This window comes from Streptomyces sp. NPDC021212, assembly GCF_044332925.1.
Taxonomy (GTDB): domain Bacteria; phylum Actinomycetota; class Actinomycetes; order Streptomycetales; family Streptomycetaceae; genus Streptomyces.
In genome coordinates this window covers 641,903-664,949 of record NZ_JBIRPZ010000001.1, presented here as the reverse complement: position 1 = coordinate 664,949, position 23,047 = coordinate 641,903, and the positions used below count along the sequence as shown (strand labels likewise).

Here is a 23,047-nt window from a genome sequence, read left to right as displayed (position 1 = left end):
CCGTGCCTCCCTCAGCCCGGCCCCCACCTTCCTCATCCACCTCTTCAGCGGAGAGTCATGTCCACGGTCCCCAACGTGTTGACGACGGCGGGCCTGTTCTCGATCGGCTACTTCCTCTTCGAAGTGCCCAGCAACATGCTCATGCGCAAGGTCGGCGCCAGGCGCTGGATCGCCCGCATCCTCTTCAGCTGGGGCGCCCGCGTGGTTGCCCAGTTCATGGTGGCTCTCCCGGTGGCCACCCTGATCGCCGGACCGCTGTCCGGCCTCATCCTCGACCACGTCCACTGGTTCGCGACGCCGAAGCCACACTGCGCGCGCCCACCGACACCGACCACGACCGCACCCCCACGCCTACCCCTGCCGCCGACACCTCCCGCCAGCCGATCCCGAAGGACCGACGTGACCCTCATCCAGGCTCCCCGTCCCCCTCAGCAAGTCCTCACCCGTCTCGGCGAACTCGGCGCCGCAACCGTCTATGAGGCCAACGGCCAGACCGGCGCCCTGGACTCCGGTCTCAAGCCGCTCGACGCCAGCCGCACGCTGGTCGGCACCGCCGTCACCGTCGACCTGGCACCCGCCGACAACTGGTACATCCACGTCGCACTCCTCCAGGCCGGCCCCGGCGATGTCCTCGTCGTCAACGCCCAGGGCTACACCGAAGCAGGGCCCTGGGGCGACGTCCTGACCTGCGCGGCCCAGGAGCGAGGGCTGGCCGGACTCGTCATCGACGGTGCCGTCCGCGACAGCCGCGACATCATCGAGACCGGCTTCCCGGTCTTCGCCCGCGGTCTGTCCATCAAGGGCACCAGCAAGGCCGTCCCCGGCCAGGTCAACATTCCCGTCACCGTCGGAGGCGTCCTCATCCAACCCGGCGACGTGATCCTCGGAGACGCCGACGGCCTCGTCCGCATCGCCGCCGACCGGACCGAGCACGCCCTGTCCGCCTCCGAAGCGCGTGCCGCCAAGGAAGCTGACTTCCGCGACCGCATCCGCGCCGGTGAATCCACCCTTGACCTGCTCGGACTCCCTCACCCGGGCACTACGGAGGCAAGCAGGTAGTCGGCTAGTCTTGCCGGGAGCAACCGGTACGAGGAGGCGAACAGGATTGGGGCGGCCGGCAGACGCGATTTACCTCGCTCTCAAATCCTCCATCCAGACCGGCCGGCTCGCCCCCGGCGAGCACCTCGTCGAAGAAAACCTCCGCGCCGAGTACGGCGTCAGCCGCACCCCGGTCCGCAACGCCCTGCGCCGACTCAGCGAGGACGGCCTCGTCACCATCGAGACCAACCGCGGCGCCTTCGTGGCCTCCTGGACCGACAGCGACGCCACCGAAGTCATGGCGATCCGCTCCATGCTCGAGCCGTACGCCGCCCAACTCGCCGCCGAACGCCGCACCGACTCACAGCTCACCGAGCTCTACACCCTGTGCGACCGGATGGAAGCCTGCGCCACAGAGCAAGCCCCTGACTTCCGCGATGAACTAGCACACAGCAACCACGACTTTCATCTCCTCGTGCTGCAATGTGCCGCCTCACCTCGCCTGTACGGCATCGCCGCCAACCTCGCCCGCGCGCCGATGATGCTGGGCTCCTTCCAGCTCTACAACAGTCACCAACTCGGGCGCAGCCTCCAGGACCACCGCGAACTGACCAACGCCATCGCCCTGCGCGATGCCGCCGCCGCGCGCGCCGTCATGGAGGCCCACCTGCGGCTGTCCTACCTGGCACTGACCGCAGCGCCTGCGCCGCAGTACGAGCGGGAGTGAGGAATCCGCACTCGGGGTCGCAGCGGGTGCACACCGCCATCTCCGCCGCGAGCCGCGGCCAGGTCCGGCCGATCTGGGACCTGCTGTATTACCACTACGACCGCCGCCGCGGCCTGGACGTGCCGTACATCAAGGCCATCGCCGAGAGCGTCCGGCCGGAGGGCGGCGGCGGTGACTACGGCTCGGCCGGCGGCGGCTTCGACCAGACCGGCTTCGGCACCCTGCCGTACGCGAGGTCACCACATGCATCGCGACCCGGCCCGGCGACCCTCGTGGCCGGGCCGGTTCACCTCGTGGCTACCCTGAGTTCCCGAGCTGGGCCCTCCTCACTGCTGACGGCGCCTGAGCCACGACGACGACAGCGAACAGGAGAAGGCCCGACATGCACCCCCGTGACCTCATTTCCTCACGCAGCGCCCTGCTCCGATGGGGACGCCGCGCGGCCCTCGGCCTGGGGCTGGTGGTCTCGGGTCTGGTGGCGCTCATCACGCTCGGTGCGATCGTTCCGGCCTTTCCCGTCCTCGGCTATTACGCGACCACCTGGGTCGGGCCCCGGCCGCTGTGGTACGTGGTCTTCGGCTTGGTCATCGCCGTGGGCGCGGTGGTGGCATGGCGGCGCGGGAAGCGCAGGACAGCGGTGTGGACCACGGCCACCTCGGCGGTCACCGCCATCGGCGCGGCCACCGTGCTGATCACGCAGTTGCTCTACGCCCACTCCCAGAACGTGCCGGTGGCCGCCGCCGACATCCTGGCCGTCGGCCAGCCCACGGCGCCGCCGGACCACGTGATCAGCTTCGACCGCGTCGAGGGCCGCACGCTCAGGGCCGGGCTGTGGACGCCGCGCGCGGAAGATCAGCAGGGCGACAAGCCCGTGGTGGTGTGGATCCACGGCGGCGGGTTCACCACCGGCAGCCGGTACCAGCGGGCGGGCGACTACCGCTGGCTCGCGAACCTCGGCTACCCCGTCCTGTCCATCGACTACCGGCTCACGCCGCCACCGCGCTGGAGGGACGCCTCCGACGACGTCGTCTGCGCCATGTCCCGGCTCGCCAGGCTGGCCCGCCCGTACGGCGTCGACACCTCCCGCACGGTGCTGGTGGGCGGCTCCGCGGGCGGGAGCCTCGCGCTGAACGTCGCGTACGGGCTGAAAACCGGCCGTATCGCCAGCAGCTGCACCGCACGGCTGCCCGCACCGCCGGTCGCCGTCGCCGGGTTCTACCCCGCCGCGGACCTCAAGGGCACCTGGCAGGACAACGGCCTCCTCGGCTACGGACGCGAGATCACCGAGGAGTACACCGGCGGCACCCCCGCCCAGTACCCCGAGCGCTACGCTTACGCCTCCGCCATCAACCGCGTCCGCCCCGGGCTGATGCCCTCCCTCCTGGTCACCGGCGCCTCCGACCACCTCATCCGGGAGCCCCGGGTCCGCGGGCTCGCCGACCGGCTGCGGCAGGCCCATGACGACGTCCGGTTCAACGCCATCCCCTACAGCGACCACGCCTTCGACGACGCGTACTACAGCATCGCCGGCACGGTCGGCCGCCACCTCCTCCTGCGTTTCCTGAACGGCATCGCGTCCCCCTAGTCAGGGAGTCCCGCCGCTGCCCCGGGCGTCGTGCTCGGCAGGGTCGTGTACGGGACGCTCCAGCACCCCGGCCGGCCAGTCGGCGTCGAGGCGCGGGCCGGCCGGCGGGCGGTGAGCCCGATCCGTCGTCGGCGGAGTAGGTCGCGCCCAGCAGGTCGTCGGTCCGGATTCCGGGAAAGAGGTCGGCCGCCTGCCGGGGATCGAGCATCGTCATATCGACGCCGGGAGACCGCTGTAGTTCCGCGTTCTTCTCGAAGACGCGGAGGGTGGCGGGGTCCGGGATCAGGAAAAGGTAACCGTGCCGCCGGAAATGCATCGGCGCCCCGGTCATTTCCTCGAAGTCGCGTCAGAACGGGAGCGAGCGGCGCACCAGCTCGCTATTCACGCGCATCGAGAACTGCTGCCGGATAAATCCAGACCGACCGCCCGGCGATCGGCAGACAGACAGTAATGACATCGGATTTAAGGCTTTTGATCACTTCGGGCGTTCCCGCCCGTGTGCCGCCCGGGAACCTCGACAATGTGCGCATGGCCGAACACTGGAAGCGAAAACTGGACCGGCTCCACGCGGATCTGGTGCGGCGCGACGACCCCGCCGCCTGGGTGACCGAAGCCGACGCCGTGGACGCGTCCTCCCGCTATCCGCATCTCGCACTCCGCGGACCCGTCTTCGGCCTGGCCATACAGGATCCCGCCGCCGGGGAGCACTGGCGGCTGGTGAGGCCGGTGACCAGCGGCATGCCCCAGGAGGCGCGGGACGAGCTGAACTCGCTCCTGTGGTTCAGGGCCAAGGACGACACCGACGACCCCGCCGTCCGCCGGGAGTTGCTGGCGGCGGTCGCCCGGCTCGAGAAGGAGCCGCTCAACGAGGTGACCGTGCTCGGCGTGCGCTACCGGATCGTGCGCGGGGACGAGTTCGCCCGCACCGGCGAGCACAACCTGGAGCCGCCACGGCCCACCGACCCCGAACCGTCGCTCATCTCCTGGGACGGACGGCACGAGGTCCGGTCGCCCGACACCGGGTTCGTGCTGGACCCCGAGCAGGACGAGGCCGGGCTGATGGCGGCCGCCATGAAGCTGGCGCTGAGCACCTTCGCCTACACCGGAGCGCGCTTCCCCGCCGTCGTCCGCAAGCACTCCGAGCGGGCCGTCACCACCCACCCCGACATCGTCCTGCTGCCCGTCGGCTTCGGCGTGGCCGAGCGTGCCGGGCAGCGGTGGCGGCCGCAGGGCGCCCTGATGCCCACGCCGCACGACGCGCGGCGGCTGCTCTACCAGGGGATGGCCGAGATGTGGCCGCTGCTCTACGAGTACGGCGAGAGCAAGCGGGCGGTGTACGCGCGGGCGGCCGAGGAGTTCAGACGCGCCCGCCGGGCCGACGAGGCCCAGGTGGAGGGCCGCCTGTTCCGGATCTGCCGCATCGAGCGGATGGTGCGCAGCGGCCCCGACGGGCCGGAGCCGCCACGCCCCTCGGACCTCGACAACTATGGCCCCATGAAGATGCACCCGACCATGGACGAGCACGGCACCATCCTCGACAGCGACTGAACGCCCATGGCGCGCCACCCCCGCCGGTGGCCGGTCAGGGCCACCGGCGGGGGCGCCGTCATCGGGTGTCCCGCCGTTGGCGTCGACGGGTCCGCCTGGTCAGACCGCCGCGGGGCGGGGTTCGGGCACCGCCGGTGCCAGCCGGCCCGTGCGGTGCAGTCCGAAGAGCGCCGCCGCGCAGGCCAGGCCGAGCGCGAGCAGCACGATCCACGGGACGGCGGGCATGCCCGCTTCGCGTGCCGCGTCCAGCGACGCGCCGGTGAGCAGGTTCCCGAGGGTGATGCCGACCCCGCAGATGGTGTTGTAGAGCCCGTAATGGGTGGCGACCAGCCGCTCCCCCGAGAGCCGGACGATGGTGTCCATCTCGAACGGGTAGGCGATCATCGTGCCCAGCGCCAGCAGGAACGCGGCGAGCGCGGGCGGCACGGCCGCGAGGACCCATCGGCCGGGGCCGCCGTCCGGTACCGGCAGCGCGGTCGCCACCAGCAGTGGCAGGAACGCCACTCCCATGAGAGCCAGCCCCCAGCCCAGGGCGCGGCCGGGCGCCATGCGGGCCTTGCACCACCCGGTCACCCGGGTCTGGCCCACGATGGTGCTCAAGCCCGAGACGGCGAAGAGCAGCGCCACCGCCGCGGTGCCGAACTCCCCCTCGCCGCCGAGCCGTCGTACCTCCAGCGGCAGGGCCAGATAGACCTGGAAGGACAGCACGTACGAGCCGATCATGGCGAGGGAGAACAGCAGGAACGGCCGGTTCGCCATGATCCCGCGCCACTGCGCGAGCACCCGCTCACGGCCCTCCCGCCCGGGGGCCTGGCCGTCATCGGCGCGGCGGGCGGGCAACGACCGGATCTGGACGACGCTCAACAGGGCGAAGATCGCGGCCGAGACCAGGCAGGTGACCTGGAAGTCGACGCCCGTCAGCACCATGCCCACCAGCGGGCCGAGCAGGATGCCGGCCTGGTAGAAGATGTTGAACAGGGCGAACGCCTCCACCCGGCGCTCCCCCGCGTCCGCGGCCAGATAGGCCCTGACCGCCGGGTTGAACAGGGCCCCGGCGAGTCCGGTGGCCGCCGAGGCGGCCAGCAGCGCGGGCAGCGACTCCACGAGTCCGAGCGTCGCGAAACCGGCGGTGCGCAGCACGCATCCCGCCACGATCAGCGGCTTGTAGCCGAACCGGTCGGCCAGGGCGCCGCCGATCAGGAACATGCCCTGCTGGCTGAAGTTCCGTACGCCCAGGACGAGTCCGACCAGCCATCCGGCGAGCCCGAGGGTCCCGGACAGATGCGCGGCGAGATAGGGCATGAGCATGTAGAAGCCGAGGTTGATGGTGAACTGGTTCACCATCAACAGCTGGACGCTGCGCTCGTACGACCGAACCTGGGTGAATGTCGCCCTCATCGGGCGGCCTCCGGTGCGGCGGGAGCGGTCGAAGCGGCCGGGGCGCTCGGGTCGAGCGGGTCGACCACGGTGGTGCAGCGGGTCCAGCGGGCCACTTCCCGCTCGCCGGGGTGTCCCATCGTGTCCGGTTCGGGAGCGGGCGGCTGGTCCAGCAGGCCGTTGGCGGCGCAGTAGTCGTCGTTGTAGACCGTGTCCAGATACCGCTGCGGACCGTCCGGGAACACCGCCACGATCCGGGCGTCCGAGGGGTGGGTACGGGCCAGCCACCCGGCGACCAGCGCGACCGCGCCCACGCTCCAGCCGCCGGTGGCGTAGTGCGACGACGCCAGTTGGCGGCACGTCCACACGGCCTCGTGCGGGGCGACCCAGTGCACCTCGCTGAAGTTCTCGTAGGCGACGTTGCGGGGGTAGATGCTCGACCCCAGGCCGCGCATCAGCCGGGTGCGGGCGGGCTGCCCGAAGATGGTCGAACCGACCGTGTCCACCCCGACCACCGTGATCTCGGGGTAGAGCTGGCGCAGCACACGGGAGACGCCCGCGGAGTGTCCACCGGTGCCCACGCTGCACACCAGGATGTCGATGTGGCCTAACCGGGAGGCCAGTTCGAGGGCGAGCGGGGTGTAGGCGGCGGTGTTGTCGGGGTTGTTGTACTGGTCGGGGCACCAGGAACCGGCGTTCCGGGCCAGGAGTTCGGTCACCCGGTCGCGGCGGGCCTGCTGCCACCCGCCCTCCGGATGCGGTTCGGTGACCATGTCGACCCAGGCTCCGTAGGCGGTCAGCAGCCGGGTCATCGACGGTTCCAGACCGGGGTCGGTGACGAGGGTGACGGGATGGCCGTACACCAGCCCGGCCAGGGCGAGGCCGAGGCCCAGCGTGCCGCTGGTCGACTCGACGATCGCGCCGCCGGGACGCAGGTCTCCGCGGGCGCGCGCCCGCTCGACCATGTGCAGACCGGGCCGGTCCTTGATGCCGCCGGGGTTGAAGCCCTCCAGCTTGGCCCAGAAGCCGCGGCCCGCCGGGGCCAGGGGCTCGGACACCCGCAGGACGGGCGTGTTGCCGACCAGTTCGGACAGGCCGGGGACGGTGGGGGTGGCGTCGTTGAGGGTCAGAGATCGCATCTGTCCGCTTTCGGTGGTTGATGGCTCTTCGGATGCTCATCTCGGGCACGGTGCAGCGGCGTGGGCATGCACCGATCCGCGTCCGGTCGCCGAGGGGCGGCGGCCGGGGCGCGGGCCACGACGGCAACCTCTATATGCGCCACCGACTGGTCGAGCAGAGAGTGGATCTGACCGTCGGCGCGCGCGGCGCGAGCGCGCGCGTGTGGTCCGGATCCGCCACCAGGAACACGGTCCGGCAGACCTCGGCGGCGGAGGAGGCGGGGAGGGCCCATGCCGACGGCTGCGCGGCCCGGACGGACGTTTCATGGGGCACCGGCGCGCAGTGCTCGGGACCCGTCGGAGCGTCCGCGGATGGCGCCGCCACCTGCGGACCCGCGGTGTGTGCCGCACCGCCCCTGTGGCCGAGGCAGGTGGTGCCGGTCAGCAGCAGTGCGCACAGGACGAACGTCAGGAGACGGCGAGGCCACAACGGGCCACGGGCGGCCCGGGGATGGGGGCGTGAGACAGGGATCGGCACGGTATCTCCGCACGGCGGCCGCCCTCCCGCCGCGCGGGACGGGAGGTGGCGAACTGGAGTCGGCAAGGAAACGGAAGACGGGCGCCGGTGGGGGGGGCGCGGGACACGTCGCGCCGCACACCGCACCACGGTGACAGCGGTCACCGGAAACGTCGCGGAGGCGTCGACCAGGTCCGATACCGACCCGTACTAGATGCGCAGAACCACGGTCCGCTGGAAGTCGGGCGGCATGGACCCCGCCGCCCGGGTCGCGGCCGGATGCGAGGACGCCGTGAGCCCCGCACCACCGGGCATGCCCTCGGCCGGGAGAGCCGGACAGGGGGCGGCAAGCTCGGGCCCCTGCTCCGGCTGCGCGAGAACGCATTCGTGCGCGGAATGGGCCGCCACGTCGTCGTGATGCTGCCCGGCGGGCGCGGACTCCGTACCCTCGGCTCCCGCGCTCTCCTCCGGGGCCCCGTCGTGCGCGGCGGACGCCACCAAGACGGATGCGCAGCCGGTCAGATGGCCGGATACCGCTTCGGCGCTCACCGCGTGCAGGGAGACGAAGCCGAGCAGGAGCGCGGCCAGGCACAGCAAACGCAGCGGGCTCGCCACCACGCGAGCCCACCGGATGCCGAAACGCGACCGGGCCGTGACCATGCGGTGATCCTAAGCGCTTCGCATGGCTACGCTGCGATACCACTCGGAAACATGTCGTCAACAAGCCAGACACGACCCACCCGCGCCGCGCACCTCTCCAGGTGGCGGCCGAAATCCCCGGAACTGACATCCGAACGACCAGGGGGATTGCGCTCGACCACGGATGGCCGGAACATGATCCTCCCCGCGTGGAGCGCGGGCGCATGACGCCGCAAGATCTCGCCGCTGTCGGCTGACCGAAGAGAGATGTTATAAATACCGACATGAGCAGTTTTGCTCGTATGCTCCGAGGTCGAATACGGACACTGCTACGGGTATCGAGCGTCGCCGGACAGGTCTTCGTCCTCCAGGTCCTTCTGACGCTCGTCCTGGTCTCCATGGCGGTGGTGGCGCTTGCCCTGGAGGCCCGCAGCCACGCCACGGGTGAGGCCCGTCAGCGGTCCCTGGCCGTCGCCACCACGTTCGCGGGGTCGCCCGGGATCGCCCGGGCCATGGCCGGTGATCATCCGACGTCGCTGCTCCAGCCCCGCGCCGAGGAGGTGCGCAAGCGCACCGGCGTCGACAGCGTCGTGGTCTTCGACCGGCACGGAATGCGGCTCACCCACCCCGAGACGGCGTTGATCGGCAAGCGGATCATCGGCCCCGAGTCGGTGGTGCGGCAGGAGCTGGCCGGAAAGACGATCGCCCAGACCTTCCGGGCCAGCCAGGGCCCCTCCGTGATCTCGGCGGTCCCCGTCACCACGGCCGACGGCACCCTGGCCGGCGGGGTATCGGTCGGGGTCCGGATCGAGAGCGTGAACAACGCGGTGGACCGCCAGCTGCCGCTGCTGCTCGGCGCCGGCGGCGGAGCCCTCACCCTGGCGACGGCCGGGACGGCACTGGCCAGCAGGCGGCTGCGGCGGCAGACCCACGGCCTCGGGCCGGCCGAGATGACGCGCATGTACGCCCACCACGACGCGGTGCTGCACTCGGTCCGCGAAGGCGTGCTGATCATGGACGCCGACGGGCGGCTGATGCTGGTCAACGACGAGGCCCGGCGGCTGCTCCAGCTGACCTCCGACACCGACGGGCGGCAGGCCACCGACCTCGGCCTCGAACCGCGGCTGGCCCGGCTGCTGGCCGCGGGGCAGCCCGTCACCGACGAGGTGCACGCCGCCGGGAGCCGGCTGCTGGCCGTCAACCTCCGCCCCACCGACCGGGCGGGCGGACCCGCCGGGAGCGTGGCGACGCTGCGGGACACCACCGAGCTGCGCACGCTGTCCGGCCGGGCCGAGGCGGCGAGCGAGCGGCTGCGGCTGCTGTACGAGGCCGGTGTACGGATCGGCTCCACCCTGGAGCTGACCGCCACCGCGGAGGAGCTGGTGGAGGTGGCCGTCCCCCGGTTCGCCGACATCGCCACCGTCGAACTGCTGGAACCGGTCCTGCGGGGCGAGGAACCGGCGGCGTCGCACGGCGTACTGCACCGCACGGCGGTCGGCGGCGTACGTCCCGAGCACCCCCTCTTCCGCTCGGGCGAGAAGGCCGTCCATCCGCCGTCCTCGCCGCAGCGCCGGGCGCTGGAGAGCGGACAGGCCGTCCTGGGCGCCGATCTGAGCGACACCGCCGAGTGGCCCGCCGGATACGAGGCCGAGGCCGGGCGCCTGCTCGACCAGGGCATCCACTCGCTGATCACGGTCCCGCTGCGCTTCCGCGACGTCCCCCTGGGCGTGGCCACCTTCTGCCGGACACGGCCGAGCGGACCGTTCGACGACGAGGACCTGGTGATCGCCGGGGAGCTGGCCGCGCGCACCGCGGTGTGCGTCGACAACGCGCGCCGCTACACCCGCGAGCACACCATGGTCACCACCCTGCAGCGCAATCTGCTGCCCGGCGCACTGCCCGACCAGGACGCCGTGGAGGTGGCCTCCCACTATCTGCCCGCGCGGGCCGGGGTGGGCGGGGACTGGTTCGACGTGCTCCCGCTCCCCGGAGCCCGGGTCGCCCTCGTCGTCGGGGACGTGGCCGGACAGGGCCTGCACGCGGCGGCCACCATGGGCCGGCTGCGCACCGCGGTGCAGAACTTCTCGGCCCTGGACCTGCCTCCCGACGAGGTCCTCGCCCTCCTGGACGAGCTGGTCGCCCGGCTCGACCTGGAGCGCGAGACAGACCCCGACAGCGTGCGCATCACCGGCGCCACCTGCCTGTACGCGATCTACGACCCGGTCTCCGCCCGGTGCAGCGTGGCCCGGGCCGGTCACCCGGGGCCCGTACTGGCCTGCCCGGACGGCACCGTCCTCGCCCCCGACGTACCGGCCTCCCCGCCGCTGGGCCTGGGCGGGGAACCCTTCGAGGCGGCCGACCTGCCGGTGCCCGAGGGCACCCGGCTGGTCCTCTACACCAACGGACTCCTCGCAAGCCACGACCGGGACCAGGACACCGGCCTGGACCTCCTGTGCCGCACCCTCGCCGCCGCCCCGGATCTCGGCCCCGGCGAAACCAGCCAGGAACTGTTCACGACCGTGCTCCCGGCCCGTCCGACCGATGACGCCGCCCTGCTGGTGGCCCGCACCCACGTGCTCGGCCCGGAGAACGTGGCCGAGTGGGAGGTGCCCTCCGACCCGGCGGCGGTCGCCCCGCTCCGCGCCGCCTGCGCCCAGCGGATACGGGACTGGGAGCTGGGCGACACCGTCGACACCGCCGAACTGGTCATCAGCGAGCTGGTCACCAACGCCCTGCGGTACGGCGCCCCTCCCGTACGGATACGGCTGCTGCGCGGCCGCAGCCTGATCTGCGAGGTGTCCGACGGCAGCAACACCTCGCCCCATCTGCGGCGGGCCGGTCTGACCGACGAGGGCGGCCGGGGCCTGTTCCTGGTCTCGCAGCTCGCCTGGCGCTGGGGCACGCGCTACACCGCGCACGGAAAGGTCATCTGGGCCGAGCAGACGCCGCCCGGCCCCGGCGGATGACCGTGTGCGCGCCCGCTCCGGCCTCGAAGATCACAGTGAGAAGCCGCGGCTGATCCGGCGTATTGAAGGGCGAGGGGGACCCACCCTCGACGCTCTTCCACGCCGGAGGTACCCCACCCGTGACCCTCACCAAAGCTCCCCCGGCCCGGGACGGCCGCCGGGACGACGCGGACGATCCCCGGGCCCCGCGGTTCAACTCCTCCCTCGTCCTGACCCTGCTGCTGGTCCTGGTGGTGGCGGCGCAGGGGCCGGTCCGCGGGGCGCTGTCCGCGCCGGTGATGCAGAGCTGGATGACGGTGTTCGTGGCGGTGGTCGTCCAGGCCCTGCCGTTCCTCGTCCTCGGTGTGCTGCTGTCGGCCGTCATCGCGGTGTTCGTGCCGCCGTCGTTCTTCGCCCGCGCGCTGCCCGGGAAGCCCGCCCTCGCGGTGCCGGTTGCCGGGGTGGCCGGGGCGGTGCTGCCCGGCTGCGAATGCGCCTCCGTACCGGTGGCCGGGGCACTCGTACGACGGGGTGTCACCCCGGCGGCCGCGCTGGCGTTCCTGCTGTCCGCCCCCGCCATCAACCCGATCGTGCTGACCGCCACGGCCGTCGCGTTTCCCGGCCAACCGCGGATGGTCCTCGCCCGGTTCGTGGCGAGCCTGCTCGTGGCGTGTGTGATGGGCTGGCTGTGGCAGCGGCTGGGCCGCACCGACTGGATGCGGCCACCGGCCCACCCGTCGGTCGACGGCCTCGGCAAGCGTGCCGCGTTCTGGGGATCCATCCGGCACGACGTGATGCACGCCGGCGGGTTCCTGGTCGTGGGCGCGATGACCGCGGCCACCCTCAAGGCCGTGGTGCCCGCGAGTTGGCTGCACACGGCGGCCGGCAACCCCGTGGTGGCGATCCTCGCCCTGGGGCTCCTCGCGGTGGTGTTGTCGATCTGCTCCGAGGCCGACGCGTTCGTGGCCGCGTCGCTGTCGCAGTTCTCGCTCACCGCCCGGCTTGCGTTCCTCGTGGTGGGGCCGATGATCGACCTGAAGCTGTTCGCCATGCAGGCGGGGACGTTCGGCCGCGGGTTCGCGCTGCGGTTCGCCCCCGCCACCTTCGCCGTGGCCGTCCTGGTGTCCGCGCTGACCGGGGCGGTGCTGCTGTGAACCGGCAGGCCCAGGCGGCCGTGCTGTTCCTCCTCGGCGTGGCGGTGCTGCACGCCGGGCTCACCGACCTCTATCTGCGTTACGTGAAGGCCGGGTTGCGCCCGTTGCTGCTCGCGGCCGGTGTCGTCCTGATCGGCACCGCCCTCGCCACCGCCTGGTACGAACGGCGGCAGCGGCGCGAACGGCCCGGCGCGGAGCACGGAGATGGCCACGGCCATCGCGAACCGTGCGTGTCCTGGCTGCTGGTGCTGCCCCTGTTCGCCCTCATCCTGGTCGCCCCGCCCGCGCTGGGCTCCTACAGCGCCATGCACGCGGGCACGGCCCTGCAACGGCCGCCCTGGGGCTTCCCCACCCTCCCCGCCCGCGACCCGATCGCCCTCAACGTGGCCGACTACGCGGGCCGCGCGGTCTACGACCACGGCCGCTCCCTCCGCGGCCGGAACGTCAAGATCACCGGCTTTGTCGCCCTCGACCGCCGTGGCGCGCCCTATCTCGTGCGCATGGCCCTCAACTGCTGCGCCGCCGACGCACTGCCCGTCAAGGTCGGCCTGTCCGGGCGGACTCCCCCGGTCCTGCGGCCCGACACCTGGCTCGAGGTCACCGGCACCTACACCGGCAAGCGCACCAAGGACCCGGTGGGCGGCGGTGTCATCCCGTACCTCGACGTCCGCCGCGCCACACCGGTCCCGGCCCCGCGCGACCCGTACGACGAGAGCTGGAACGGCTGAACCGCCGTCTCGGGCGCGGTCGGGCCGGTGCGGATACGGGGCCCTCAGCGTATGGCCGCGGGGAATCCGCGGATGAGGTCGGCCGCCTTCTCCGCGGCCATGATGACGGGGGCGTTGGTGTTCCCCCTCGGCACCGTCGGGAACACCGACGCGTCGACGACCCGCAGCCCCTCCACGTCGAACACCCGCAGTTCGGGGTCGACCACGGAGCCGATGGCACACGTCGATGTCGGGTGGTAGAGCGTCTGCCCGACCCGCTGTGAGAAGGCCAGCAGGTCCGCGTCGGAGTCCGAGTCCGGCACGTCGAACGGCCCGGTGGTGATCCCGGCCAACGCGTCCTGTGCCGCGATCCGCAGGGCGAGGCGGACCCCCTGGACCATGCAGTACTGGTCCTCGGCCGTCATGAGGTAGTTGTGCGTGATCCGGGGTTCGGCATCCGGCGTTGCGGAGCCCAGCGTCACCCGGCCGCGGCTGGTCGGGGCGAGTACGCACGGGCCCAGCGCGAAACCGTGCTCGGTGGCGGGGCCGAGCCCCTGCTGGTGGAAGAGCACCGGAGCCATGTGGAACTGCACATCCGGGGCGTCCAGTCCGTCCCGGCTGCGGAAGAAGCCACCGGCCTCGCCGATGTTGCACGTCAGCGGGCCGCGCCCCTCGTTCGCCAGCAGCGCGGCGTTCTCCGGGGTCTCGGCGGTCATCAGCGATTCGACATCGGTACGGAAGTTCAGCAGGGCCATGTAGTGGTCCTGCAGGCCCTCCCCCACCGGGAGGTCGCGCACCACATCGACGCCGAAGGCCGACAGCGTGGCGGCGGGCCCGATCCCGGACAGCATCAGCAGCTTCGGGGACTCGTAGGCGCCCGCGGACACGATCACCTCGCGCTCGGCGCGGATCACCTCGACCGCGCCGCCGCGTTCCACCTCCACTCCCCCGGCCCGGTCGCCCTCGATCAGCACGCGGTGGGCCAGGGCCCGCGAGTACACGGTGAGGTTCGGCCGCCCCAGGACGGGGCGCAGATAGGCGGTGGCCGCGCTGCAGCGCATGCCGGCGCGCTGGGTCAGCTGAAATCGCCCGACGCCGAACTGCGTCGCACCGTTGAAGTCCTCGTTGCGCGGGTGTCCGGCCTGCTCGGCGGCCTCGATGTACGCGGTGGCGAGCGCGTGGCGGGACCTGCTGTCGCTGACGGCGAGCGGCCCGCCCACCGAGTGGTACGCGTCCTCGCCACGCTCGTTGTCCTCCGCGCGCCGGAAGTACGGCAGCACATCGGCGTAGGACCAGCCGGTGGCCCCGGCGGCGGCCCAGCCGTCGTAGTCGGCCCGGTTGCCGCGTATGTAGATCATCGCGTTGATCGAGCTGGAGCCGCCCAGCACCTTGCCGCGGGGCAGATAGGTCTGCCGGCCACCGAGCCCCGGTTCCGGTCCCGAGTGGAGATCCCAGTCGACCTCGCTCTTGAACAACTTGGCGAAGGCGGCGGGAACGTGGATCTCCTGCGCCGTGTCGGGACCTCCCGCCTCGATCAGTGCCACGCGGACCTCGGGGTCCTCCGACAACCGGGCCGCCAGCACACACCCCGCGGATCCGGCGCCGACGATGACGTAGTCGTGAGTGTTCATCCCTTTTCCTTTGACCGAGAACTGCGCGGACTGTGGGCCCCCCATTGTCCTGGCGCGCATCATGTGGGGTTCACCCAGGGGGATCTGACGCCAGATCAGGACGTCCCGGCTTCTTGCCCATAAAGCCCTCCGCTGACACACTCCTGCACAGTAAGCGCTTACCGGAACGAGTACACCGGTCGGGCGGGCCTGCGCCACGACGGCGACCGGATCGCCCTGGTGTGCCGCACCGCGGACGAGGGCGCCTGCGAGGTGGACGCCTCCCCACCGGTGCCGCTGGGGAGGGGGCGTGCCGCGGTGCGGCGGAGTTCGACTGGTTCCGGGTGGGCCCGGCTCTCTGACCAGCATGGTGCGGGCTGCCCGATCTCGACCATTTTCGGCCATGTCACTTTAAGCCGAGTACGGCCCGATCACCCCTGGCGGTCGGGCCGCTTGGCACATTTTTTCTCGAGAAATTGCAGGTCGGGCACGGAAGACGGCAGAGAGGTGAATCAATTGGCCGTGAGGGGGAGCCGAGACGGCCGAGACCTGCGAGGCTGTCTGGATGCAAACCCTTTACAGAAGACTGCTGAATGTGCTTCCCCGGCTCGGAGTGCAGGTGCTCGACCTCGGATCGGGCACGTCGGTGCTCTCCCGGCGCGGCAAGCGGAACCGTGTCACCGTGGGGCGGGAGGCCGATCTGGTGACGCGCGGCAGCAGCCGTTACGCGGTGACGCGGGTGCGGCCGGACACCTGGGTGGTGGCACGCGGTCGTGGCGACCCGGCCCCGACATGGACGAACGTCCGGCTCGGTGACACCGGCGCCCACCTGCTCTACGACGCGAAGGCCTCCGACGAACGCTCGCTCCAGCTGGCGGCCGCCGCCTATCTGTGCGGCCACCATGTGGCCGGGCTGCTGGAGAAATACGAGGTGAACTGCGTCTTCGACGTGGGGGCCAACGCCGGTCAGTACGGCAGGCGCCTGCGCGGGCTCGGATATACGGGCAGAATCGTTTCCTTCGAGCCCACCGAGGAGGCGTTCGCGAAGCTGGAGAAGGCCGCCGCGGACGACCCCGAGTGGTGGGTGTTCCCCTTCGCCCTCGGACGCGAGGAGGCCACCCAGTCCATGCACGTGGGCTGGGCCACCATGAACTCCCTGCTCCCCGCCAGCGACTACGGCAAGGACCGCTACCGGCGGTTCGCGAAGGACCGCACGGAGGAGATCGAGATCCGCAGGCTGGACAGCGTGATGGACAAGGCGCTGGCCGGTCTCACCGACCCCCGCCCCTACCTGAAGATGGACACCCAGGGGTACGACCTGGAGGTGTTCGCGGGCGCCGGGGAACGGATCGCGGAGTTCGTGGGGTTGCAGTCGGAGGTGGCGGCCCTGCGGCTCTACGAGGGCAGCCCGGAGATGAGTGAGGCCATCGCCGCGTACGAGAAGAGCGGCTTCGGGATCACGGGCATGTACCCGGTGACCCGCGAGGACACCACGGGACGCGTGGTGGAGTTCGACTGCGTCATGATGCGCGGGGACGCCGCCCCCAAGTGAGGTGACCCGCCTGTACGGGGCCGGTGCGTCCGGCTCCGTGCGGGCGACTTCGGCTGACGACACGGCGCGTCGCATAGGGTGACACCGTGAGGAAGTCCATGCCGCTGCCGACACTGCCCGGCAGCAACCCTTATGGCGCGGTTCCCGGTACGGGGTACGGAGCGGCGCAACCCGTGACCGATCGGCCGGCGCTGCCTGGGTATCCCCTGCGCCCCGCCCCGTCGGCGCGCCGGGCCGGGCCGGAGGCCCCGTACGCCACGCCGTGGCAGCTCGCCTGCCAGATGTGCGGCGGGTCGCCCGCGGTCGAGATGGCGATCCGTCACCACCAGGGCCTGGTCTTCTTCATGCTGTTCCGGAAGCGGAAGGGACACTTCTGCCGGACCTGTGGCACGGCACTGCTCCGGAAGCACACCGCCATGACGATGTGGCAGGGGTGGTGGCATCCGCTGTCCGCGCTGCTGTTCAACCCCGTCACCATCCTGCTGAATTGGCGGGTCCACGCGAAGATCGAGCGCCTGCCGGGCCCCGGCCCCGACCCCTTCGCCAGCCGACTCCCCCTGGGTAAACCCCTCTTGCTCCGGCCGGGCACCCTCGTCGGGCTGCTGCCCGCCGCGGTTGTCCTGCTCTTCCTCGCGAATCTGATCGCGGGGTAGCGCAAGCCCGACCGGCGGCGCTCGGTAGAGTCCTCTGTCATGGGTGACGGGGAGGGAATCACGGTCGGCCGGACGGACCACTGGGCGCCGCCCGCATGGCAGGCGCCGGGTGAAGTCGAGCGGAGGCTGTACGAGGCCAAGGTGCGCGGTGACTGGCCCGCGTTCTTCGATGTGCTGGCCGAGGAAGATCTCTTCTTCGCCGACTCCGTGGCCCGGCTCGAGGCCCGTCCGGGAACGTCTCGGTGCACGCCGTACTGGTACTCCCAGGTCCGGGCCAACTGTCTGCCCCTCCTCACCGATGGCATGCTGCCCGCGCCCGACGCGGAGACCGCCTTCTGCCGCACCGACCTGGAGTGGCTCGTGGACGGGTGGCGGGACAGCGACACCTCATGGATCGTGATCAACCCGGGGAGCCCCTGTGAGGTGTTCTTTCCCGCGACACCGGCCCATCGCGCGCTGTGGCAGCAGCATGTGCGGCGCCTGGAGCAACGCGGCGGCGAGCGGCCCCACTACCTCATGCGGCTGCGCGTTCTGGAGGGAAGCGGGGCGGCGACCGGGGCGGTGGCCCACGGTCTGGGGCTGATCGCGCTGTTGTCCGTCAGCAACGGGGATCTGTGGAACGCCATCGACTACCACGGCACGGGCTACAACGGTGAGAAGAAGCGCCTCAAGGAGTGGTGGGGCATCACCAGCCGCGAGGAGTGGCGGCATTACCAGGAGCAGCTGCTGGAAGCGGACCAGGTCCGCGGCGCTTGGGAGTTCGTCCTCGGGGTCCGGCGGTCGCTGTCCCGGGACTTCGGCGGCCACGTCGAGGTGGACCAGTGGCGGCAGGCGGCCGAGAAGGTACTGCGGCGGGGCGCCGAGGGCACCGAGTACCGGCTGAGCGCCGACGGGGTGACCAAGGTCGGCCCCCGCGACGGTGCCGAGGTGACGGCGCAGATCGCGGGAGTGCAGCGGCTCATCGGCCGCGTCGCCCGCTACGAGAAGCGGTTCCGGGCCGACGGCCTGCTCGCGGAGGGGAAGTTCGTTCCCTCCGTGGAGGCGTGGGATTACGGGCGGGCCGCCGGAATGGCCCGCTGGGGGCTGGGCGCCCGCTACTGCGACCAGCGGGAGGCCGAGAACGCGATCACCCGCGCCGGCAGGCTCGCCCGGCTCAACTACCGCTCCTGGGAAGAGTTTTCCGCGTCCTACATCCTCGGCCGCTGCCTCCACTTCGACGAGGAGGAGTTCGGCAGCTGGTACCAGGACATGCTGGAAGCACACCGCATTCTCACCACCGACCCCGGCAGCCCCTGGCTCACGATCCCCTGGAAATGAGCGACAAGTGAGCCGTCAGCTGGACAGGCCCAGCTTGCGGCGGAGGCCCGCCGCCTTGGACTCGGTGTCGCGGGCGGCACGGTCGCGCAGGGCCAGCATGTAGTTCTCGCGCGTCCGCATGATGTGCGCCTTCAGGATCTCCTCCAGTTCCGCCAGGCGCCCTTCGGAGAAGATCTCGATGATCCGCCGGTGTTCCTCGAAGGAGCGCGCCGGTTCCGTGGTGGCGAGGAAGGTGAGGTGGACGCGGAGGGCCGACACGCGGGCCAGGCTCATCTGGTAGGCGTCGCTGAGGTAGCGGTTGCCGCAGTGGGCGAAGAACGCCTCGTGGAAGGCGGTGTCGGCGATGCCGTACGCCTTGGTGTCGTTGCCCGCCAGGGCGTCGGTCATGGCCTCGACGGCGCGGCGCATGGCGGCGAGGGCGGCGTCCGGGTTGCGCTCGAGCGCCAGTTGGGCCGCGCGGATCTCCAGGGTGGTGCGGTATTCGCACAGCTCGAAGATCTCGTCCTCGGTGGGCTGGAAAACGTACGTCCCGGACTTCGGCACGATCTCGACCAGGCCCTGGAGTTGCAGCATGCGCAGGGCCTCGCGGACCGGTGTGCGGCTCACTCCGAGGGCGGAGGCGAGACCGTCCTCGGAGAGCGCCTCGCCGAGGTCGAATTCGCCGTCCACGATCGCCGCGCGGAGACGGCGTGCCACCTCGGAGGCCAGCGACGCGGACCGTCCGCCGCCCGTCGTGCGTGCCATGCCCCTCCGTCCATGGGTATGTCCACGAATATGTCCCCGCTTATCCCGAACGCTACCGTAGCTGCCGTATCGCCGGATCCGGCCCGGCCTGGGCGAGACGGGCGGTGCGGTGGGCGGCCATGCGGACGGGCGCGTCGGGGGCGCCGTAGCCGGAGTACCGGCCGAGGCGCTGGACGAGTTCGAAGAAGACCGCACCGCCCAGGATCTCCGTGTAGCAGTGGAGGAACGCGCCGTCGGCGTCGCGGTCGTAGAAGATGCCCAGCTCCCGGAGGTCGGTGAGGAGCGCGGGGTCGGGGCCGAGCCGGGCGTCGAGGTCGTCGTAGTAGTTGTCCGGGACGGCCAGCAGGGGCGCTCCGCGGTCGCGTACGGCACGCGCGGTCGTCACGATGTCGTCGGTGGCGAAGGCGATGTGCTGGGGGCTGGCGACCGGTGGCGCCCAGTCCCCCCGGCGCAGCAGGGTGACCGACAGCGCGATGCGGACCCGTTCGGCGGGGTCGGTGAAGGCCCGGCTGCGGACCAGGCCGAAGGGGGCGGCGTATTCGGCGGTGGGCTGGGGGTTAAGGCCGAGGACGGCGCGGTAGAAGAGCGTGGCCTCGTCGAAGTGGTCGAACGGCTGGGTGAGCGCGATGTGGTCGATGCGGGTGACGCCCGCGCCGGGCCGGTCGGCGGCGTCGGCGGCGGGTGTGAAGTCGGCCAGCCAGTCGTCCTCGGTGGAGCAGAAGAAGACCTCGGTCCCGTCCGGGGCCGCGACGGCGGCCAGGTCGGCCTCGGCCGGGCCCCGGGTGCGCGGCAGGACCGGGGCGAGCAGGGCCTCGGCACGGGCGGCCGAGGCGCCCGGGTCGGCGGTGTGCAGGCCCAGTGCGCTGATCGCGCCGCCGGGGCGGGTCACACCGGTGTTGAGGAGCAGCCGGGCCTCGCCCTGGGTCCACAGCTGGACGGGTTTGGTGCGGTGGTGGCCGGTGTGGGTGAAGCCGAGCCCGGCCAGCGCCCGCGCGATCAGCGGCCCGGACTCCGTATCGACGGCGACCTCGGCGAACGCCACACCGCTCGGTGCGGACGCGGCCGGTACGGCGGGCACCGCGCCCGCCGACCGCCCGTCAGCGCGGCGGGCGGTGGCGTCCCACAGCGCCAGCAGCGAGCGGTGGGCGTCGATGGCGGTGCGGCCCGGGTCGGCCTGGCGGAAGACGTCGTTGAAGACTTCCAGCGACAGGGGTCCCCGGTAGCCCGCGGCCAGTACGTGGGTGAGGAACGCGGACAGGTCCCAGGCGCCCTGACCGGGGAAGAGCCGGTGGTGGCGGCTCCACTGGAGTACGTCCATGTCCAGGTGGGGCGCGTCGGCGAGCTGGAGGAAGAACAGCTTCTCGCCGGGGATGTCCCGGATTCCTGCCGGGTCGGAGCCCCGGGAGAGGATGTGGAAGCTGTCCAGGCACAGCCCGAGCGCCGGGTGGTCGGCGCGGGCGACCACCTCCCACGACCCCTCGTAGGTGTTGATGTGGGCGCCCCAGGCGAGGGCTTCGTAGGCGATGCGTATGCCGTGGGCGGCGGCGCGTTCGGCCGCGGTGTGCAGTTGCGCGGCGAGCTGGTCGGGGTCGGGGACGGCGTCCGGGGCGACCGAGGAGCACACCAGCAGGGTGTCGGTGCCCAGCTGCCGCATCACCTCCAGCTTCCGCTCCAGGCGGGCCAGGTTGGCGGCGAAGCGGTCCGGAGAGGTGGAGTCGAGGTCGCGGAAGGGCTGGTAGAGGTCGATGGACAGGCCGAGGTCGGCGCAGCGGGCCCGGATCGCGGCGGGGGCGAGCGGGGAGGCGACGAGGTCGGGTTCGAAGATCTCCACCCCGGCGAAACCGGCGTCCGCCGCGGCGGTGAGCTTGTCGTCCAGGGTCCCCGACAGGCAGACCGTGGCCACCGCTGTACGTGTCATGTGTCTCGTCCTCCTCCTCATCGCGAGATGCTGCGCTGGGCGGGGATGACGCCGTGTTTCACCTCGTGGTTGACCAGGTAGGTGGGCAGCCGCCCCTCGGCGACTTCTACCACGTTGCGGGCCGTCTTTGTGCGGATCTCGATCTCGGAGTCCTCCGAGTACCAGGCGGTGTGCGGGGTGAGGACCACGTTCTCGAGTTGCGCCAGCGGGCTGTCGGGCCCGATGGGTTCGTGTGCGAAGACGTCGAGGGCGGCGGCGGCGATACCTCCCGACCGCAGCGCCTCGAGGAGCGCGGTCTCGTCCACCACCGGGCCACGGGCGGTGTTGACCAGGCAGGCGGTCGGCTTCATGGCGGCGAACTGCCCGGGCCCGATCATCCCTTCGGTCTCCGCCGTCAGCGGGGCGTGCACGGACACCACATCGGCTACGCGGCAGAGGGTGTCGAGGTCCACGAGCCGGACGCCGAGCGCCGCCGCCCGGGCGGCGTCGGGATAGGGGTCGTGGGCGAGGAGTGTCATCCCGAAGCCGCTCATCTTCTCGGCGAGCCGCTGCGGGATGCGGCCGAATCCGACGAGCCCGAGCGTGCGTCCGCGCAGCCGCCGCAGGGGTTTCGCGACGGTGTAGTCCCAGGTGCCCCGGCGGATCGCGGCGTCGTAGTGGTGCAGCCCCCGGGCGAGGGTGAGGATCTGCGCGGCGGCGTGGTCGGACACCTCCTCCAGGGAGCCGTCCGGCACGTTGGCGACGGCGATGCCCGCCGCGGTCGCCGCCGGGACGTCGATGGTGTTGAGCCCGATGCCGTAGCGGGAGATCACCCGGCAGCGGGTCAGGTTGCGGATGACCTCGGCGGTGACGGGGGCGTACTGGTTGATCACGGCGTCGGCGTCGGCGCAGATCTCGATCAGCTCGTCCTCGGTACGGGCCTGGGCGGGTACGACGGTGAGTCCGGCCGCCTCCAGGACCTGCCGCTCGGGCTCCAGGTCGGCGAATTCGTAGTCGGTGACGAGCACGGTGAACATGATGGCGCTCAGCTCCCGAAGCGATGGTCGAGGTCCTGGTGGAAGCCGAGGTCGACGAGGTCGCAGAACTCGGCGTAGGTGTGCTGGGCCGGGCCGCCCGCGGGGGTTCCGGCGGTGCGCAGGTGGTCCAGTGCGTCGGCGACCGCGCGGGTGGCGGTGAACAGCGCCGTGACCGCGTAGAAGACGAGGGAGAACCCCATGTCGGCCAGGTCGTCGGCGGTGAGCCGGGTGGTCTCGTTCCCGTCCACGATGGAGACCACCTTGGGTCCCTCGACGGCCTTGGCGACGGCCTCCACCTCCTCGACGCGTTTGATGCCGTCGACGAAGACCAGGTCGGCGCCCGCGTCCCGGTAGCGGCGGGCGCGGCGTACCGCCTCCTCGATTCCGGCGGCGGGCAGGGCGTCGGTGCGTCCGATGACGAGCAGGTCGTCGCTGCCCCGGGCCTCGACGGCGCAGGCGATCCGGGCGGCGCTCTCGTCCTCGTCCATCAGCCGGATGCCGCTCATCTGGCCGCACCGCTTGGGCGCCACCTGGTCCTCCAGGTGGATGGCCGCCACCTGGGCCTGGATGTACTCGCGCACGGTGCGGTGGATGTTGGAGGGGCCGCCGTATCCGGTGTCGGCGTCCGCGATGACCGGGATGGTCACCGCGCGGGTCATGTTGCGGGCGTGTTCGGTCATCTCGGTCTGGGTGAGCAGCCCGATGTCGGGCGTGCCCAGCCGGCTGGCCGTGGCCCCGAAACCGGTCATGTAGACGGCCGGGAAACCGGCGGCCTGGACGAGGCGGGCCGTGGCCGAGTCGGGCGCGCCCGGGGCCTGGACGATGCCGGGGCCGTCCAGAAGGGCGTTGAGCGACGTGGCGGCTGACACGGTCGGCTCCTTT

The 23,047-nt window shown here is 71.7% G+C and carries 19 protein-coding genes and 1 pseudogene; 11 read left to right on the top strand and 9 right to left on the bottom strand.

Annotated features, from left to right (window positions below; translation table 11 throughout):
- The first annotated feature begins 57 nt into the window (after positions 1-57).
- The 4 genes and pseudogenes from ACH4SI_RS02580 (at position 58) to ACH4SI_RS02565 (ending at position 3,350) form a co-directional block, all read left to right on the top strand.
- On the top strand, positions 58-1,059 hold the full coding sequence (locus ACH4SI_RS02580) for a 4-carboxy-4-hydroxy-2-oxoadipate aldolase/oxaloacetate decarboxylase (RefSeq protein ID WP_398291679.1): 1,002 nt from the start codon (positions 58-60) through the stop codon (positions 1,057-1,059).
- Positions 1,060-1,105: 46 nt separating this feature from the next.
- Complete coding sequence (locus tag ACH4SI_RS02575; RefSeq protein ID WP_398291677.1) at positions 1,106-1,765, top strand: GntR family transcriptional regulator; 660 nt, start codon at positions 1,106-1,108, stop codon at positions 1,763-1,765.
- A 17-nt stretch (positions 1,766-1,782) separates the two neighbouring features.
- Positions 1,783-2,001: pseudogene (locus ACH4SI_RS02570) on the top strand (cell wall anchor protein); the annotation flags it as partial.
- Between the two features lie 146 nt (positions 2,002-2,147).
- Positions 2,148-3,350, top strand: coding sequence for an alpha/beta hydrolase (locus ACH4SI_RS02565; protein WP_398291675.1), 1,203 nt, complete (start codon positions 2,148-2,150; stop codon positions 3,348-3,350).
- Here ACH4SI_RS02565 and ACH4SI_RS02560 read toward each other — a convergent pair.
- Positions 3,238-3,666, bottom strand: coding sequence for an FAD-dependent oxidoreductase (locus ACH4SI_RS02560; protein WP_398292332.1), 429 nt, complete (start codon positions 3,664-3,666; stop codon positions 3,238-3,240). The two genes, ACH4SI_RS02565 and ACH4SI_RS02560, sit on opposite strands and share 113 nt — an antisense overlap.
- 212 nt (positions 3,667-3,878) lie before the next feature.
- On the opposite strand from ACH4SI_RS02560, the gene ACH4SI_RS02555 reads away from it, so the two are divergent.
- The gene (locus ACH4SI_RS02555; RefSeq protein WP_398291673.1) at positions 3,879-4,898 is read left to right on the top strand and encodes a DUF5954 family protein; all 1,020 of its coding nucleotides are present in this window, start codon (positions 3,879-3,881) and stop codon (positions 4,896-4,898) included.
- A 99-nt stretch (positions 4,899-4,997) separates the two neighbouring features.
- On the opposite strand, the gene ACH4SI_RS02550 is transcribed toward ACH4SI_RS02555, so the two are convergent.
- The 3 genes from ACH4SI_RS02550 to ACH4SI_RS02540 form a co-directional block, all read right to left on the bottom strand.
- Positions 4,998-6,296, bottom strand: coding sequence for an MFS transporter (locus ACH4SI_RS02550; RefSeq protein WP_398291671.1), 1,299 nt, complete (start codon positions 6,294-6,296; stop codon positions 4,998-5,000).
- Complete coding sequence (locus ACH4SI_RS02545; RefSeq protein ID WP_398291669.1) at positions 6,293-7,414, bottom strand: PLP-dependent cysteine synthase family protein; 1,122 nt, start codon at positions 7,412-7,414, stop codon at positions 6,293-6,295. Before ACH4SI_RS02545 ends, ACH4SI_RS02550 begins: the two co-directional genes overlap by 4 nt.
- 706 nt (positions 7,415-8,120) lie before the next feature.
- A complete protein-coding gene (locus ACH4SI_RS02540) occupies positions 8,121-8,570 on the bottom strand; it encodes a hypothetical protein (RefSeq protein ID WP_398291667.1) in 450 nt (149 codons plus the stop codon).
- Between the two features lie 281 nt (positions 8,571-8,851).
- Between ACH4SI_RS02540 and ACH4SI_RS02535 the strand changes: the two genes are divergently transcribed.
- The 3 genes from ACH4SI_RS02535 (at position 8,852) to ACH4SI_RS02525 (ending at position 13,376) form a co-directional block, all read left to right on the top strand.
- Positions 8,852-11,515 (top strand): SpoIIE family protein phosphatase, encoded by a 2,664-nt coding sequence (locus ACH4SI_RS02535; RefSeq protein ID WP_398291665.1) that lies wholly within the window; start codon positions 8,852-8,854, stop codon positions 11,513-11,515.
- A gap of 119 nt (positions 11,516-11,634) precedes the next feature.
- A complete protein-coding gene (locus ACH4SI_RS02530) occupies positions 11,635-12,648 on the top strand; it encodes a permease (RefSeq protein WP_398291663.1) in 1,014 nt (337 codons plus the stop codon).
- Positions 12,645-13,376, top strand: coding sequence for a TIGR03943 family putative permease subunit (locus ACH4SI_RS02525; protein ID WP_398291661.1), 732 nt, complete (start codon positions 12,645-12,647; stop codon positions 13,374-13,376). Before ACH4SI_RS02530 ends, ACH4SI_RS02525 begins: the two co-directional genes overlap by 4 nt.
- A 44-nt stretch (positions 13,377-13,420) precedes the next feature.
- Here ACH4SI_RS02525 and ACH4SI_RS02520 read toward each other — a convergent pair whose 3' ends face one another.
- Positions 13,421-14,986, bottom strand: a complete 1,566-nt coding sequence (locus ACH4SI_RS02520) for a GMC family oxidoreductase (RefSeq protein ID WP_398291659.1) — start codon at positions 14,984-14,986, stop codon at positions 13,421-13,423.
- A 544-nt stretch (positions 14,987-15,530) separates the two neighbouring features.
- Between ACH4SI_RS02520 and ACH4SI_RS02515 the strand changes: the two genes are divergently transcribed.
- From ACH4SI_RS02515 to ACH4SI_RS02505, 3 genes are all read left to right on the top strand, one after another.
- Entirely contained in the window at positions 15,531-16,517 is a 987-nt protein-coding gene (locus ACH4SI_RS02515) for an FkbM family methyltransferase (protein WP_398291657.1), read from the top strand.
- Positions 16,518-16,690: 173 nt separating this feature from the next.
- Positions 16,691-17,170, top strand: a complete 480-nt coding sequence (locus tag ACH4SI_RS02510; RefSeq protein WP_398291655.1) for a hypothetical protein — start codon at positions 16,691-16,693, stop codon at positions 17,168-17,170.
- A gap of 39 nt (positions 17,171-17,209) precedes the next feature.
- Complete coding sequence (locus tag ACH4SI_RS02505; RefSeq protein ID WP_398291653.1) at positions 17,210-18,487, top strand: DUF1266 domain-containing protein; 1,278 nt, start codon at positions 17,210-17,212, stop codon at positions 18,485-18,487.
- A 15-nt stretch (positions 18,488-18,502) separates the two neighbouring features.
- Here ACH4SI_RS02505 and ACH4SI_RS02500 read toward each other — a convergent pair whose 3' ends face one another.
- From ACH4SI_RS02500 to ACH4SI_RS02485, 4 genes are read right to left on the bottom strand one after another with little or no spacing between them, the layout of a single operon-like run.
- On the bottom strand, positions 18,503-19,231 hold the full coding sequence (locus ACH4SI_RS02500) for a GntR family transcriptional regulator (protein ID WP_398291651.1): 729 nt from the start codon (positions 19,229-19,231) through the stop codon (positions 18,503-18,505).
- Positions 19,232-19,283: 52 nt separating this feature from the next.
- Entirely contained in the window at positions 19,284-21,149 is a 1,866-nt protein-coding gene (locus tag ACH4SI_RS02495; protein WP_398291649.1) for a bifunctional sugar phosphate isomerase/epimerase/4-hydroxyphenylpyruvate dioxygenase family protein, read from the bottom strand.
- A gap of 17 nt (positions 21,150-21,166) precedes the next feature.
- Positions 21,167-22,165, bottom strand: a complete 999-nt coding sequence (locus ACH4SI_RS02490; protein ID WP_398291647.1) for a C-terminal binding protein — start codon at positions 22,163-22,165, stop codon at positions 21,167-21,169.
- A gap of 8 nt (positions 22,166-22,173) precedes the next feature.
- Positions 22,174-23,034: an oxaloacetate decarboxylase gene (locus tag ACH4SI_RS02485; RefSeq protein WP_398291645.1), complete on the bottom strand. Its 861-nt coding sequence runs from the start codon at positions 23,032-23,034 to the stop codon at positions 22,174-22,176.
- Positions 23,035-23,047: the final 13 nt, after the last annotated feature.